This window comes from Microcoleus sp. T3_B1 (assembly GCF_036700445.1).
GTDB lineage: Bacteria > Cyanobacteriota > Cyanobacteriia > Cyanobacteriales > Microcoleaceae > Microcoleus.
Map to the genome: position 1 here is coordinate 15,833 of NZ_JAUBOX010000088.1, position 13,657 is coordinate 29,489.

General features: G+C 44.2%; 14 protein-coding genes. 5 read left to right on the plus strand and 9 right to left on the minus strand.

From position 1 onward, the window contains the following. Positions 1 to 123: 123 nt before the first annotated feature. Positions 124 to 735 carry a hypothetical protein gene (locus QT990_RS30110; RefSeq protein ID WP_333466108.1) on the minus strand — a complete coding sequence of 204 codons (612 nt, stop codon included), beginning with the start codon at positions 733 to 735 and terminating at the stop codon, positions 124 to 126. Positions 736 to 1,062: 327 nt separating this feature from the next. Here QT990_RS30110 and QT990_RS30115 point away from each other — a divergent pair, with 327 nt between their 5' ends. The 3 genes from QT990_RS30115 to QT990_RS30125 all read left to right on the plus strand — a co-directional run bounded on the left by QT990_RS30115 (position 1,063) and on the right by QT990_RS30125 (position 2,741). Next, entirely contained in the window at positions 1,063 to 1,275 is a 213-nt protein-coding gene (locus QT990_RS30115) for a high light inducible protein (RefSeq protein ID WP_333071359.1), read from the plus strand. Positions 1,276 to 1,418: 143 nt separating this feature from the next. Next, on the plus strand, positions 1,419 to 1,958 hold the full coding sequence (gene psbP, locus QT990_RS30120) for a photosystem II reaction center PsbP (protein ID WP_333466109.1): 540 nt from the start codon (positions 1,419 to 1,421) through the stop codon (positions 1,956 to 1,958). Between the two features lie 132 nt (positions 1,959 to 2,090). After that, entirely contained in the window at positions 2,091 to 2,741 is a 651-nt protein-coding gene (locus QT990_RS30125; RefSeq protein ID WP_333466110.1) for a nucleoside triphosphate pyrophosphatase, read from the plus strand. Between the two features lie 161 nt (positions 2,742 to 2,902). Here QT990_RS30125 and QT990_RS30130 read toward each other — a convergent pair whose 3' ends face one another. Then, the gene (locus QT990_RS30130) at positions 2,903 to 3,817 is read right to left on the minus strand and encodes a calcium-binding protein (RefSeq protein ID WP_333147553.1); all 915 of its coding nucleotides are present in this window, start codon (positions 3,815 to 3,817) and stop codon (positions 2,903 to 2,905) included. A 301-nt stretch (positions 3,818 to 4,118) separates the two neighbouring features. On the opposite strand from QT990_RS30130, the gene eno reads away from it, so the two are divergent. Beyond that, positions 4,119 to 5,399, plus strand: a complete 1,281-nt coding sequence (gene eno / locus QT990_RS30135) for a phosphopyruvate hydratase (RefSeq protein ID WP_445252094.1) — start codon at positions 4,119 to 4,121, stop codon at positions 5,397 to 5,399. 264 nt (positions 5,400 to 5,663) lie between these two features. On the opposite strand, the gene argC is transcribed toward eno, so the two are convergent. Continuing rightward, positions 5,664 to 6,722 carry an N-acetyl-gamma-glutamyl-phosphate reductase gene (gene argC / locus QT990_RS30140; protein WP_333147556.1) on the minus strand — a complete coding sequence of 353 codons (1,059 nt, stop codon included), beginning with the start codon at positions 6,720 to 6,722 and terminating at the stop codon, positions 5,664 to 5,666. A gap of 597 nt (positions 6,723 to 7,319) precedes the next feature. On the opposite strand from argC, the gene QT990_RS30145 reads away from it, so the two are divergent. Further along, positions 7,320 to 8,693 carry a tyrosine-type recombinase/integrase gene (locus tag QT990_RS30145; RefSeq protein ID WP_333147557.1) on the plus strand — a complete coding sequence of 458 codons (1,374 nt, stop codon included), beginning with the start codon at positions 7,320 to 7,322 and terminating at the stop codon, positions 8,691 to 8,693. Between the two features lie 213 nt (positions 8,694 to 8,906). Here QT990_RS30145 and QT990_RS30150 read toward each other — a convergent pair whose 3' ends face one another. The 6 genes from QT990_RS30150 to QT990_RS30175 form a co-directional block, all read right to left on the minus strand. Next, a complete protein-coding gene (locus tag QT990_RS30150) occupies positions 8,907 to 9,095 on the minus strand; it encodes a hypothetical protein (RefSeq protein WP_333147560.1) in 189 nt (62 codons plus the stop codon). 217 nt (positions 9,096 to 9,312) lie between these two features. After that, entirely contained in the window at positions 9,313 to 9,558 is a 246-nt protein-coding gene (locus tag QT990_RS30155; protein ID WP_333147562.1) for a hypothetical protein, read from the minus strand. Then, complete coding sequence (locus tag QT990_RS30160; RefSeq protein WP_333301169.1) at positions 9,551 to 11,065, minus strand: hypothetical protein; 1,515 nt, start codon at positions 11,063 to 11,065, stop codon at positions 9,551 to 9,553. The genes QT990_RS30155 and QT990_RS30160 overlap by 8 nt, the downstream gene beginning before the upstream one ends. A gap of 298 nt (positions 11,066 to 11,363) precedes the next feature. Next, complete coding sequence (locus QT990_RS30165) at positions 11,364 to 12,251, minus strand: hypothetical protein (RefSeq protein WP_333147566.1); 888 nt, start codon at positions 12,249 to 12,251, stop codon at positions 11,364 to 11,366. A 306-nt stretch (positions 12,252 to 12,557) separates the two neighbouring features. Beyond that, positions 12,558 to 12,983 carry an ISAs1 family transposase gene (locus tag QT990_RS30170; protein WP_333466111.1) on the minus strand — a complete coding sequence of 142 codons (426 nt, stop codon included), beginning with the start codon at positions 12,981 to 12,983 and terminating at the stop codon, positions 12,558 to 12,560. A gap of 25 nt (positions 12,984 to 13,008) precedes the next feature. After that, on the minus strand, positions 13,009 to 13,657 hold a 649-nt coding region (locus tag QT990_RS30175; RefSeq protein ID WP_333466112.1), incomplete at its 5' end, for an ISAs1 family transposase.

The window sequence follows — 13,657 nt, forward strand, 5'->3', positions numbered from 1 at the left end:
ATATATGCCAGTGGCGTCCAGGACGGCCAGACTCGGAGGTTGAAACCCCGTCTAAACTTGCCTCTCGTCCCAGCAGAGGGCGACTAAAAAATACAGGAGGTATTATTAAAGCCGGGTTTGATATTACTTGCTGCCCAGCCAAATGGGATAAGCAGAAGAATCCTCAGCTTTTAACTTTTGCGCCTGATAACTCTTGCTAGTCCAAGTAGCAACTGTTTGCAGGCTTTCTGTCAAAGAACTTTCGCTGCCAAACGTTTCAAATCCCAAAGTCCACCACGCGCTGCCGTTAATGTTCAACTGAGTAAGTTCCACGGTGCAGCCTTCAGGAATTGGGGCTTCTACTGGCACTGACCTTACCGCACCCGACTCCGAAACTTGATAAAGACGCTGCGCTCGCTTTTTCTTGACTGCCACCCACTTTCCTGTCGCTATAATATCCGCCGGTATCGGCGCCATCGTGTCCGCACAAACCCACTTCAGCCACTTTTCGGCTTTGCCTTCCCAGCGGTTGCCGAACTCCATCATCCCCAACTCTCCCTGACGCCACTTTACCTCCAAGGTTTTCCCGCGTAGCTTCACTCCCAAGTAGTCGCAGCTTGGTACTAGCAAATATATGTCTTCCCGCTCTTCAGGAGGCGAAAGATACCCGCCGAGACTCTCGCTTCCAAACCATTGATTGATAGATTTTGGCAGTGCACCGCTATAAAACCACCGCATTTCCAGACTGGCCCGCATAAATTTTTCCTCCGTTCCACAATTTTCGTCAAACCCAGACTGGATTTGCCATACACCATCGACTTTTGTGCCTCTCCACTCTATCCTCCCCCCTCTGGGGCCCAGAGTCTACCCACAGTCATACCATTGTTAGATTTTAGATTTTAGATTTTAGATTTGGGAAAGACTTACTATATAAGGGTTTAGAGCTTGCCTACAGTTGCATTTTTTTTATAAACTGGTGTCAGATCGGGGTATTTAAAAAAAATTTCTCACAATCCTTTACATATCTTCACAAGTCTGTTACATTTAGTTACAGTACACTAAAAACCATTTAGGAAAAAAAACATGAGTAACCGAGGCTTAATGCTGGACGACCAAGGCAAAATGAACAATTTTGCGATCGAGCCGCAAGTATACATCGATGACGAGCCCCGCACCGGCTTTACCCCCTACGCCGAACGCTTAAACGGCCGCCTTGCCATGATTGGCTTTGTTTCTCTCTTGGCTTTAGAAGTTTCGACCAAGCACGGGCTGATTAGCTGGCTGACTCACCTGTAATGATTTTGTTAACAATTAAACTATACGGCTATGGATCGCTGGCGTTACATAAACAGCGATTCATAGCTTAACTATTTTTAGGGCCAAGGTTTGGTGAGACAATTAAAATTAAATATTTTTGTTTTACTCTACCCGTAAAAAGAATGCTCAAACGAATTGCGGCAATACTTCTGGTGGTTCTAAGCCTCACCTTGACCGGTTGTGTGTCTAAAGTCACCGGGCTCAAAAGCTACGTTGATACTGGCGACGGCTATCAATTTCTCTATCCTAACGGCTGGCTGCCGATCGCGATTTCTAACGGGCCCGATGTGGTGCTCCGCGATTTGATTCAGCAAACCGAGAACGTCAGCGTGGTAATCAGTCCAGTCGCGAAGGACAAAACTCTGGCGGATTTGGGAACGCCGACGGATGTGGGATACAAGCTCAGCAAAAGTGCGATCGCCCCGAGTGATTCCGGCCGCGAAGCTGAATTAGTCAATGCAGAAGCTCGTGAATCGCGATCGAAAAACTATTACATTTTAGAATACGCCGTTAAGTTGCCAAACCAAGAACGCCATAACTTAGCGAGTGTAGCAGTCAGCCGCGGCAAACTTTTTACGCTTAACGTTTCCACTACCGAAGAACGCTGGCCAAAGGTAAAAGAAGCTTTTGAGAAAGTTGTTAAATCTTTCTCTGTTTATTAGGGCATGGGGCATGGGGCATGGGGCATGGGTTAGTTGCCAACTGACCACTGACAACTGTCAACTGACGGCTGACAACTGACAACTGTCAACTGTCAACTGTCAACTGTCAACTGTCAACTCACTTCTTAACTTATGAAAATTCCAACTTTTGTATTAGCTTCAGCTTCTCCTGCGCGCCGCCGCCTGCTAGAAAATGCCGGCATTCAAGCTGTGATTTGCCCCAGCGACTTTGATGAAGGGCAAATACAAATGAAAGATGCCACTAATTTAGTGCAGGTGTTAGCAGAGGGAAAAGCTGAGGCTGTGGCTAAGTTTTTACTGGCTAATTCTCACCCCCAAATCCCCAATCCAAAAGCGTGTTTGGTGTTGGGATGCGATTCAATTTTGCTCATAGATGGCGAAATTCACGGCAAACCCAAGGATGCGGAAGAAGCAATCTCGCGCTGGCAGAAAATGCGCGGTAAGGTGGGCGAATTGTATACGGGTCATGCTTTAATTGATACTAGATTCGATGACTTTGATGAGGCAAGGTCGCGATCGGTCATTCGCTATCAAGTTACAAAAGTTCATTTTGCGGAAGTTACCTCGCGCCAAATTGCGGCTTACGTCGCTACCGGAGAACCCTTGCAATGTGCAGGCTGTTTTGCACTGGAAGGTAAAGGCGGCTTTTTTGTGGAAAAAATCGAAGGATGTCACACAAATGTGATCGGTTTGAGCTTACCTCTGCTGCGGCAAATGCTCACCGCAATGGGATATGATGTGGCGGATTTCTGGCAATCTTAAATATTGTTTAATTTATGTCAGGAATCGGGAGGCAGAGCCTCGCTGATATGTCTTCCCAGGCAGAGCCTGGGAACGAGGATTGAGAGCCTTGTTGTTGTCGGATGGGCGTTTCGTTCCGCCCCTCCGTGCTATGCAGATTAGCCTTGCCCACCAGTTGGTAGTTATCCTAGAGCGATCGTCCCGTCAGACACAGATATAAACTGAAGTTGATCCGGCGAAACATCCTTCACCAAACCCAAGATATTGCCGGTGCTAGCTTCCCGAATCACCGTCGCCTTAGTATTTAAAATTCTAAAATCAGCAGTGCGAGGAATTCCCGGAGGAAAAGGCCCGCTGCTGTCATAATCTCTGGCATCACCAATTGTTAAAAACCTTTCGCTCAAAGCAATATCATTTCGCGTCAGTCCTCCCGCCAATCCAATTACATCACCTTCAGCCGGATTGTAATCGAGAATAAAATCGGCAGGCACTTCATCTACATCAAAATTGCCACTAGGAGGCGGTTGAAGCGAACCAATTTCCCCCGAAGCTGCTCCCACTTCTGTGCGGAGAACAAACAAATCTGCGCCTTCACTTCCCCAAAGTCTATCAATTCCAGCATCACCGATTAGAGTATCATTTCCACTATCTCCTACTAAAGCATCATTCCCTTTACCGCCCCGCATAAAGTCATTGGCAGTGCCTCCATAAACGTAGTCATCACCTTGATCTCCGCTGACAAAATCGCTGCCACATTCTCCATAAAGAATGTCAAAATCTTGGCCGCCGCGAATAGTATCGCTGCCACAACCCCCGATTAAAGTATCTGTGCCGCTGTTACCGTTCATCAGTTCCGCACCACCTGAACCTCTGACAAAATCGTTACCAGCTAAGGCCCGCAAACCTCCGGGAGTATTACGCAGAATTCCATTTGCTAATTGAAATGCGTCGTCATTGGGAGTTAAGTCAAAAAAGTTGGGGTTGCTGGCTGGATTTGGCAATGGCCCGGTGAGTAATTTGGTGTTTGGGGGATCAGCAATAATAGGGTCTGAATTTTCAGCTAATGCTCTAATTTCTCCGATATTTGTTTCTAACATCCTAAGTTTCTCCTTTTTTGATTGACTTTGCTGACATTCTAATTTTAACAAAGGTTCTAATTAAGAAATCTGCGGGAATCTGGGGTTAAAACAATCAAATTACTGTCAAACTTGCCGGAGCTGTTATTCAACAAGCCTAGCTTATTGACACCGATCGGCTCGTCCAAATCCGCAAATATTTTGAACTGTGCACCAATAATTCTGGGGATCGCGTACTCTATTACCCGTCAGCAGTCAGCGTGGGAAAACCCAGAGACTGCTAATTGTCATGAAACCTTGAATTAAGTCCGGAATAATTAATATGCTAGACACTGCGATCGAATCTATTCAAGCCAGAGAAATCCTCGACTCCCGTGGCCGCCCCACCATTGAAGCTGAAGTTTACCTAGCCAACGGTGTTGTCGGACTCGCCCAAGTCCCCAGCGGCGCGTCTACAGGCTCTTTTGAAGCCCACGAACTCCGCGACGACGACAAAAGCCGTTATGGTGGCAAAGGAGTCCTAAAAGCCGTCGCTAACGTCGAACACAAAATTGCCCCCGCTTTGGCTAATCTAGATGCGATCGACCAAGCGCTGGTAGACAAAACCATGATTGATTTGGACGGTTCCCCGAACAAATCCCACCTCGGCGCAAATGCCATTCTCGGAGTCTCCTTAGCCACAGCAAAGGCGGCCGCCGAGACTTTAGGACTCCCCCTTTATCGCTACTTGGGCGGGCCCTTGGCGAACGTTTTGCCCGTGCCTTTGATGAACGTGATCAACGGGGGTTCTCACGCTAACAATAATGTGGACATTCAAGAATTTATGATTGTCCCTGTGGGTGCGCCCTCTTTTAAAGAAGCTTTACGCTGGGGTGCAGAGGTATTTGAATCCTTGAGTAAAGTCTTAAAAGCTGAGGGTTTGCTGACTGGTGTGGGTGATGAAGGCGGTTTTGCGCCTAATCTTAAATCCAATCAAGCAGCTTTGGATTTGTTGATTGCAGCTATTGAAAAAGCTGGCTATAAACCGGGTGAACAAGTTGCTTTGGCTTTGGATGTTGCTGCTAGCGAATTTTACAAAGATGGGCAGTACACTTACGACGGTGTGGCTCATTCGCCTGCAGAATTAATCGATTATTTGGATGGTTTGGCCAGTCAATATCCGATTGTTTCCATTGAAGATGGTTTGCATGAGGACGATTGGGAAAGTTGGGTAGCGCTGACGCAGAAAATGGGCAGCAAAGTTCAATTGGTGGGTGACGATTTGTTTGTTACTAATCGGACGCGGCTGCAGAAAGGAATTGATTTGAAAGCTAGCAATTCGATTTTGATTAAGCTGAATCAAATTGGTTCTTTGACAGAGACTTTGGATACGATCGACCTGGGCAAACGGAACAGCTATCGATCGATCATCAGCCACCGTTCCGGTGAAACTGAAGATACCACCATTGCCGATTTAGCCGTAGCGACTCGCGCCGGTCAAATCAAGACTGGTTCTTTGTGTCGCAGCGAACGAGTTGCCAAATACAACCGTTTATTGCGGATTGAAGACCAATTGGGCGATCGGGCAATTTATGCTGGGTCGATCGGTTACGGGCCTAAATAACACTTGGTAATCGGGCATGGGGCATCTGACAATTTTAGATTTTAGATTTTAGATTTTAGATTGAAGAATTGATTAGTAACTTGAATCTAAAATTAACAATCAGAAATCTAAAATCGGATGGGCATCGGGCATCGGCAATTTACATCCTGTAGGGGCGGGTTTTACCAGAAATAATTGCCTAAAACCAACAATCTCGTAAACCCGCCCCCACCAATTACCAATTACCAATTACCAATTGCCCAATGCCCCATGCCCAATTCTCAATTAAGGATAGAAAGCCAATTGTGGCAAACCCAAAGTTTCTTCCCAACCCATCATCAAGTTCATGCACTGGATGCCTTGGCCGGCTTGTCCCTTAATTAAATTGTCGATCGCCGACAGCACAATCACCCTATCAGTACGCGGATCGACTTCGATGCCGATAAAACAAAGATTCGTACCGCAAGCCCATTTTGTTTGCGGATAAACCCCAGCCGGTAACACTTTTACCCAAGGACAATTGCGGTAAAAAGCGCTGAAAATCGTGATTAAATCTTCCCGCACCAAACCCGGATCACGCAAAGTTGCGTAAACAGTCGCCAGAATTCCCCGCACCATCGGAATTAGGTGAGGAGTAAACTGAACTTTAATATCATGTCCCGCTAAATCGCTGCAAATTTGCTCGATTTCTGGCGTGTGGCGGTGGCGCCCAACGCCGTAAGCGCCCAGAGAACCCTCTGCTTCAGCCAACAAGAGATTAACTTCGGCTTTGCGGCCCCCTCCCGAAGCACCGGATTTGGCGTCGATAATTGCTGTTTCTGGCACGATGAGACCTTGTTTGAGCAAAGGGGCCAGGGCTAACAAACTAGCAGTGACGTAGCAGCCGGCACAGCCTACTAACTGAGCGTCTTTAATTCGATCGCGATACAATTCTGGCAAGCCGTAAACAGCCGTTGCAGCTAAAGCAGAGTCCGATCGCTCGCCACCGTACCAAGCTTTGTAAGTTTCCAGATTTTCAAATCTGTAGTCAGCCGACAAATCCAAGACTTTGCAGCCTTTTTCTATCAGCGTCGGTGCCATTTTGCAAGCTAAACCGTTTGGCAGCGACAGAAACACAACTTCGCATTTTGCCGCTATTTGGTCTAGGTCGATCGCCTCGACTGTCAAATCAATGCAGTTAGTCAGGTGCGGATAAAGGCTGGAATAAGGTTTTCCTGCACTGCTATCCCCGCCCAAATAAACTACTTCAGCCGCCGGGTGGTCCGCCAGCAGTCGCACAAGTTGCACGCCGCCGTACCCTGAAGCGCCGATAATTCCTACAGGCACACGTCCAACATCTCCCATTTTCCTTTATCCCCTCAGCCGTTGAAGTCAAAAACGCTTGAACTTTTGCTGCATTGTAGTACCAAACGCCAACTTTGGTGGCAAAGAATTGTGTTGTTTTGTTTTGGAGGTGGATTTTTGTTAATTTTCGGCTGTTGGACACCGCCCAAAAACCGATACAAAGCCCCGACTCCTTTCCTGGATAGCCCAAAATTTTAGACCAAAGTTCCATCTTCCAGATTCAAAGCTGCAAGTAAATCTAAAATCTAAAATCTAAAATCTAAAATCGACTGACCGATCGCCAAAACCCTAAAATTAACAAACGGATGTGCGATCGTGCTATAAAAAAACTTACCTTAACCCCTCCCCAAACCGGAGATTAACATTTTTCGCTCGAAGATCGAATCTCGAAGATCAACATCCATCCGTTAAATCTGTTAAATCTTGTACACGGCTTTGTTGCCGAACGAACAATGGGCATAGTTGTAGACCTATTGCCATAAAGGTGCTATATTAGTTCTGTGCCTTCATTCACGCTATGCACATAGCTCGATTAACGGGTGTCTGCTAGAAAGTTGATAGAAGGCTAAAACCCTTACAGAACCTTGAAAAAACAATATGTACGCTAAATCACAAGCAACCCCTGAGACGATCAAAGTACAGTCCGATAACGGTTCACTCCGGTTACAGTTCAGTACCAAGTACAATCCCATTTTTGGGGGGAAGCGAAAGCATCAGGGCTTAGGGATGAAGGATACTCCTGAGAATTGGCAAAAGGCGATCGCTATCGCGTGGAGGATTGAAGGTGACTTACAGCACCCAGACTGGCAACAACTGTTCGATCCTACTTTTGCCAAGTACGGCTTAAAAACCAAGTACACCGCTGAACTAAAGCTGGCTGCACTGATTCCAGAACCAGAACCTGAGATTACCGTAGGTCAAATGTGGGAAGATTACTTGGATTGGAAGCAACCGCAGTTACAGCCAACTACGTTTGAACTTCTTTACCGAATTAGTTATACAAACCCTATTAAGGGGAAGGTGTATGACAAAAAAAATCATGTTTATCTAACGTCGGATAATCCTTTATGGAACGAACGTTTAGACGGACAGATAGACGACTGTTTGTCGCGGTTCACTTGCTGTACAACTACCAAGCGGTCGATTATATCCGCCCTTTCCGAAGCGTTTACCCGATTGCAGTCTCAAGGGAAAACAAGACTTACGGTTAACCCGTTTGCGGGGATTGACTCTGTTTTCACCCCTAACAAAACAGACAAGTATAAGCCAGTTGTCACTTCTGATGGTTCGCTATTGCGATGGTGGGACTCCGAGGATGACGAAGTTAACCCAGATGAACGCGATCGACGCGCTTTTACTAAGGAAGAGAGAGACATCATCATTAAGGCTTTTTATGAGTCTGATAAGCCCGCAACCCGTCAAGCAGCACCTTTGGTTGAATTCTTGTTTCTAACTGGATGCCGTAGCGGGGAAGCTTTCGCGCTTGAATGGAAGGATGTTTTTTTGGGGCGGGACAAAGACTACATTAGATTTAGCAAGTCTTACAACGGCCGGTTAAAGAACACTCAGGTTCCAAAAACAGGGGAAACAAGAATCTTTAAAATATATCCGAAGCTTCAAAATTTACTGTTGAAAATTAAACCTGTAGACACTCAGCCAAGGGACTTAATTTTCAAACAACAAAATGGCAAAGCTTGGTATATCGGTCAATTTGCTAAGTTGTGGAATACATACGAATTAAAATGTTCTCAAAAAACCTACACTTATCCCGGTGTAGTTACTCAATTGGTTGAAGACGGTAAAATCTCTGGTTACCTATCCCCCTACCATACCCGACATACGTTCATTACTCTGATGGCGCACGCTGGCACAGATTTATTGCTACTGGCCACTGCCTGCGGTAATAGTGTTGATACAATTCAACGGCATTACTTGGGTATCAATACAGAGGCTTCCTTCTCCGACATTTAGCCCCGCATCCCCCTACCTGCCACCCCCCTTATTAAGGGGGGTTTTTTATTGGCTATTTTTTGCCTTGCCTGTTTGTGTCTCTGCCTGTATTTTCTGGAGTAGCCCCCTACTGTAGGGGGCTATTGTTCAAGATGAAGGTAAAGTAGCCGCCTACGGCACTAAAAAACCCGGTTGTTACACCGGGCAAAACCCTAACCTTTGACAAAACTAAATTTACGCAGATGGAGGCACAGTCTGTTCTGACATCCGATCAACCAACTTTTGCAGTTGAGATTGAGTGAGGCTCTCATCTGCTACGTCTAACCCGTTCTCTTCCTCAAGCTTAGCGATACGCTCCGAAAGGATGGCGTCCCGTTCTACCAGTGTCCTAAAAATCTCAATCATTAAATTCCAAACGTTCATTGTGACTGTCCTTACGCGTATCGGTGACGTGTCAATCGTAACATAAGCACTTTGCCTTAACGTGGCAAAAACTACGGCTATCATGGTAGAACAAAAAATCAATGTATTGTTTTATACCAAATATTTAAAAGTAGGAGGGATTGTGCCTGTTTTTGTTGGCATTTTTACAAGTAGCCCCCTACTGTAGGGGGCTACTCTAGGAAATGCACTAAGAAACTTACTTTGGCTTTTTCTGTTTAAGCCGTTTAACTATATCCTTTAATTCCGGTTTCATATCACTTTTTTTGGGATTAATCCCCATTGCATCTTTGACCAGAAAAATATCGAGTGATTTTAATTTAATCAGTTCATCCTTTTTCCTCAAAAATTCTTCTCGAATTGCACCTTTACCAGCAGCCTCTCGTTGTTGGTCAGTAGTACCCCTAGGTGACGCGCTTTTACCACCGCTAACTGATTTAGCCATTGCTCCTCATCCTCAATGCCTCGTTAATTGATATTTGGCCCGGCTTGAATTGCCATTTTACGATGGGCACCTTGCTCGGATTTAACATTTTACCTAGCACTTCTTCTACCTGTTCGTCGGACTTCAGTCCCGATGTTTTTAGCTTTTTAGGTTGACTGTTGCCAAAACCTTTGTGGTTCTCGTGAACTGTAAAGCACACTGGCAGATCCTCGAAACTTAACTGTGGCTCGATTCCAATAGCGTCGGCAACAAATTCAACTTTCCTGCCTGTTTCTGCAATAGCACTCATAATTTGTACAAGTTGCATTATTGCAGCGACCTCGAACCGTTGACTTGAATTGCCGTCGGACATACTTTCAGCCAACATTTCGTACATCTGTCCCGCCCATGCGGTAGCATTAACATTTTGCCATTCACTACCCAATGGTTTACTTTTTGGGTTAAGTATCAACCCGTTCGCGAGCATTCTGAATAGAGCTTGAGTAATCGCATAGTAATCAATGCAATTATCGTTTCCCTTGCCACCGGGTACAAGGAAGGCGTTACTCACCGGGAATTTATTTTTTTTGAGTTTGGCGATACCAAGATATTTGTGTATTTCTTTGACCTGTTCACAGCAATCCATAGGTTTAATTTGTTGGGGATGGTTGGGTAATTGAACGGAAATCGATACGGGACTAGGGGGACGTGGATATATTTTAAAGCTATCTTTTGGGGGGACGCAACCAAATACACTTATTTCTGGATTGCTTACACGACGGCTAGTCGTAATAGGCATCCCGCCACCGTATTCGCTTAAGTACCAATTGTAAGAGCAAAAACTCGAAGGAATATAATAATAATAAACGTAATCCAAAATTTGTTTTAAATAGGATTGACTTGCAAAGCGATCAATTCGTATATCAAGTTCGCACTCAAAGAGAGTCATGATAATTGTGGTTTGCATTGCCCACAAACCATTAATATTCCGAATCTTTTGTGTGCAAGTATTGCTGACAACTCGTACTTTTGTGGGGCCGAAACTACTATACGGATAAAAAACTGGTTGCGACAAATACGACTCACAAGTACCTGCGTAAGGATTTATGCTGTAATGGTTTTCTCTCCAAAAGAATTTTAGCGTACATCCTTTGGCGCTGTCTATGTTTACTCCGGTTGGTACCGGCCATTTTGTAGCAGGCTGTTCGGGGGGGATGGATATATTCTCTTTGTCTAAACCTTCTGTATAAGTAGGTGTTACAGGTTCAGGGACAGGTGTACTTATCACTACAGTTCCTGGATCTCGTTGAAATCCTATTCCGATCTCCCCGCCAGGCAACCTGATACTAATGCCCCCACTAATCCCCCCTTTTTCGTCTTTTGCAATATCAACGGTAATTCCAAAACCCGTTAGCGCTAGCCCACCACTACCGCCCTGACCAACTTTCCCTTCTACCCCAAAACCTGCTACATTTACTCCTCCACTAACCGATTTAAGGGATATCGAGCCATCCGGCTCAAAACCCATTTCAGCCCCTATATTCACCCCCAATTTACCCCTAGTAGATCCTAATCCTGCGCCAATACCTAGGGTATTTTTTGACTCATTTCGATTAATCGAAATACCTTGTGCAGGTAAGAGCGATTCTAAATCAACCTTTGCCCTACCCTCAATGGTAATACCTGCTACCGAGCCTAGCTCGCGAGTTACCCCTAATTGAGTAGAGTTTGGAGCAGAAGACTCACTGCCATCGTACTTTCTTCCTAAGCTTGGCTCGGATGGTTTGCTTAAATCGGGGGATTTTCTAAGGTTTGGTCGTGCCACATCAAGTACCTATTAACCCATGTGTTCTGAGAGCTGTTTCCAGACTAAATAATCGTCTAGATACTTCTAATAGTGTAGCTGTATCTGACGCGAAAGCACCCTTATTGATTGTTCCCGTTGATGCAGTCCATCCAGTCTCTCTAGCTCCTACTATTTTAGTTCCAGCTACTTGAAATGACGTACCTTGAATACTACCTGCTGCGAAAATATTGCCTCCGACTCCTATTCCACCACCAACAACCACACCACCTGTAGTGGTAGATGTCGATGGAGTTGTGTCGCCGAAACTAATTAATCCTACTGTGCCAGTTTTTATGGCTAATTTATTAGTAGCGGTTCCTGTAATACTTGCGATTTCTATTCCGACACAATTAGTAGCGGGAATAGTATTGGATGACGAAGCATTAATTAAAATCCCTCTGATAGTAGTAGATATTGCCGAAGCACCAGAGCTGACTGTAAATAGCCCACCATTAATAGTAGTAGCAGTACCAGCTATATTTCCAATAGAAGCAGCAAAACTACCGCCATTTAGTGTCGTCACAGTAGTTGCAGTATCATTTCTAGCTGAGAAGGCTGCACCATCAAGAGTAGTAATGTTCCCAATCCCTGAGTTTAAAGCTGTTAACCGTAAACCCTGAATATTACCCGCCAAGCCAATTCCATAATTTCTAACTCTCACATGAGAGCCTAAAAATTGATTTGGAATTGCAATATTCGTATTAGCGTTAATCTCAAAATCATTATTTGTAAAAGCAAAAGTGCCTACTGGATTTGCAGTTAAAGTTATACTCCCATTTAAAGAGTTGACCACTTGAATTGAATTGATTGATTTGATGTCCGAGTTGTCATAAGATTGAATAGTTAGGGAGGAATTAGTACCTACCAAAATAGAATCTAAAAAATATTTATTACCACTTATACTTTGAGTAGTAGTTAAATCAATAAAATTCTGAGTTGAACTACCTGTTCCCCCATTTAATATCGCTAGTGTACCAGTAATATTACCAGGGTAAACGCATCTAAATTAATTTGACAAATACCTAAATTTGTGCACTACTAAATAACTAAAAAAACCTTCTAAAAATCATTTACTTTAACCACATTTAAGCAAATTAAATCAGAACCTTAAGATTTTCTTAACTTCTTAAAGCCGAATAATTTTCCTTCTTAGATAGGTGTTAGATTTCGAGCATTAACTGGCAGAGTTTAAAATTTTCACTAAATAATTATTGTCCATTGCCGCTTGATACCGTTTCATTTTTAGACTTTGTTTGGAAGTTTTTTCTTGTTTTAGTAAATTTATAGCCAAGCGACGTAGAAGTGCAAAATTTTCGGGAGAGTTCTGTTTCCTAATCCGGCTTTCATCTTCACAAAATGTCACATCCAGCGTCCAATGTAAGCTATTTTCAATGCCCCAATGACTACGGATCGCCCCAGCAATTGTCTCAGCATTACTGCTTAAACTACTAACGTAAAAACGAGCTTCAGTCGTGGTTTTATTCCACAGCCGTCGTTCACTAACTATCATGACAACTGTTTTTAATCCCGTCCATAATTCTTGATTATGCAGAGGTGGTAACTCGGATACATCAACAGTCCACACTTGTCTTTTTTCCACTCGATGATGTCCAGCTTCTACTTGCTCATTCCGGACTGTAGTCTCTGCCTAAATAATCTTCTTTTTTAGCTACTTCAAACCACTCTTTCACAGCTTGATAGAGGAGCTTTTGATTCCCTTTTAAAGCTAAAACATAATCTCCTTTTTTATTGATAATCAGAGATGTTATGTCTTTTTGACAGCCCATAGCATCTATGGTTATTACACTTCCGGCAATTTCTAACATTTCTATTAATTCCGGAATTGCTGTCAGCTCGTTAGATTTTTTATCTACTTTTTTTTGCCCTAAAACTAATTGATGACATGAAGACCACGCCGTGACTATATGTAGCGCTTTTTGCTGGTCATTTCGGTCATAAGATTGTTTCATTGTTTTGCCATCAATGGCAATCACGTTTAGTTCTAATTTCCCGACTATCGCATTTACCCAACTCAAAAAACATTCTTGAAACTGTTGTGGTTCAATGCGGGCAAATACCCGACTAAATGTGTCATGAGATGGTATGCCATTCGGTAATTCTAGAAAGCTTTTTAACCATTCATATTTGGCATTACCATAGGCTTCTATTGCCACCCATCCGTCGGCACCGCTAATGATACAGCGTATTCCAGGTTTATGAAGTACAGTAGCAGCAGCTTGTAAACCAGTTTTTAAAGTGCTTAGGATTGACCAA

Bases quoted from the DNA above. Each gene is read 5' to 3' on its own strand.
- QT990_RS30160 (WP_333301169.1), bottom strand. From the start codon at position 11,065: ATGGGTTTTGAGCCGGATGGCTCGATATCCCTTAAATCGGTTAGTGGA.
- psbP (WP_333466109.1), top strand. From the start codon at position 1,419: ATGCTCAAACGAATTGCGGCAATACTTCTGGTGGTTCTAAGCCTCACC.
- QT990_RS30150 (WP_333147560.1), bottom strand. From the start codon at position 9,095: ATGAACGTTTGGAATTTAATGATTGAGATTTTTAGGACACTGGTAGAA.
- QT990_RS30110 (WP_333466108.1), bottom strand. From the start codon at position 735: ATGCGGGCCAGTCTGGAAATGCGGTGGTTTTATAGCGGTGCACTGCCA.
- QT990_RS30115 (WP_333071359.1), top strand. From the start codon at position 1,063: ATGAGTAACCGAGGCTTAATGCTGGACGACCAAGGCAAAATGAACAAT.
- QT990_RS30125 (WP_333466110.1), top strand. From the start codon at position 2,091: ATGAAAATTCCAACTTTTGTATTAGCTTCAGCTTCTCCTGCGCGCCGC.
- argC (WP_333147556.1), bottom strand. From the start codon at position 6,722: ATGGGAGATGTTGGACGTGTGCCTGTAGGAATTATCGGCGCTTCAGGG.
- eno (WP_445252094.1), top strand. From the start codon at position 4,119: ATGCTAGACACTGCGATCGAATCTATTCAAGCCAGAGAAATCCTCGAC.
- QT990_RS30130 (WP_333147553.1), bottom strand. From the start codon at position 3,817: ATGTTAGAAACAAATATCGGAGAAATTAGAGCATTAGCTGAAAATTCA.
- QT990_RS30155 (WP_333147562.1), bottom strand. From the start codon at position 9,558: ATGGCTAAATCAGTTAGCGGTGGTAAAAGCGCGTCACCTAGGGGTACT.
- QT990_RS30145 (WP_333147557.1), top strand. From the start codon at position 7,320: ATGTACGCTAAATCACAAGCAACCCCTGAGACGATCAAAGTACAGTCC.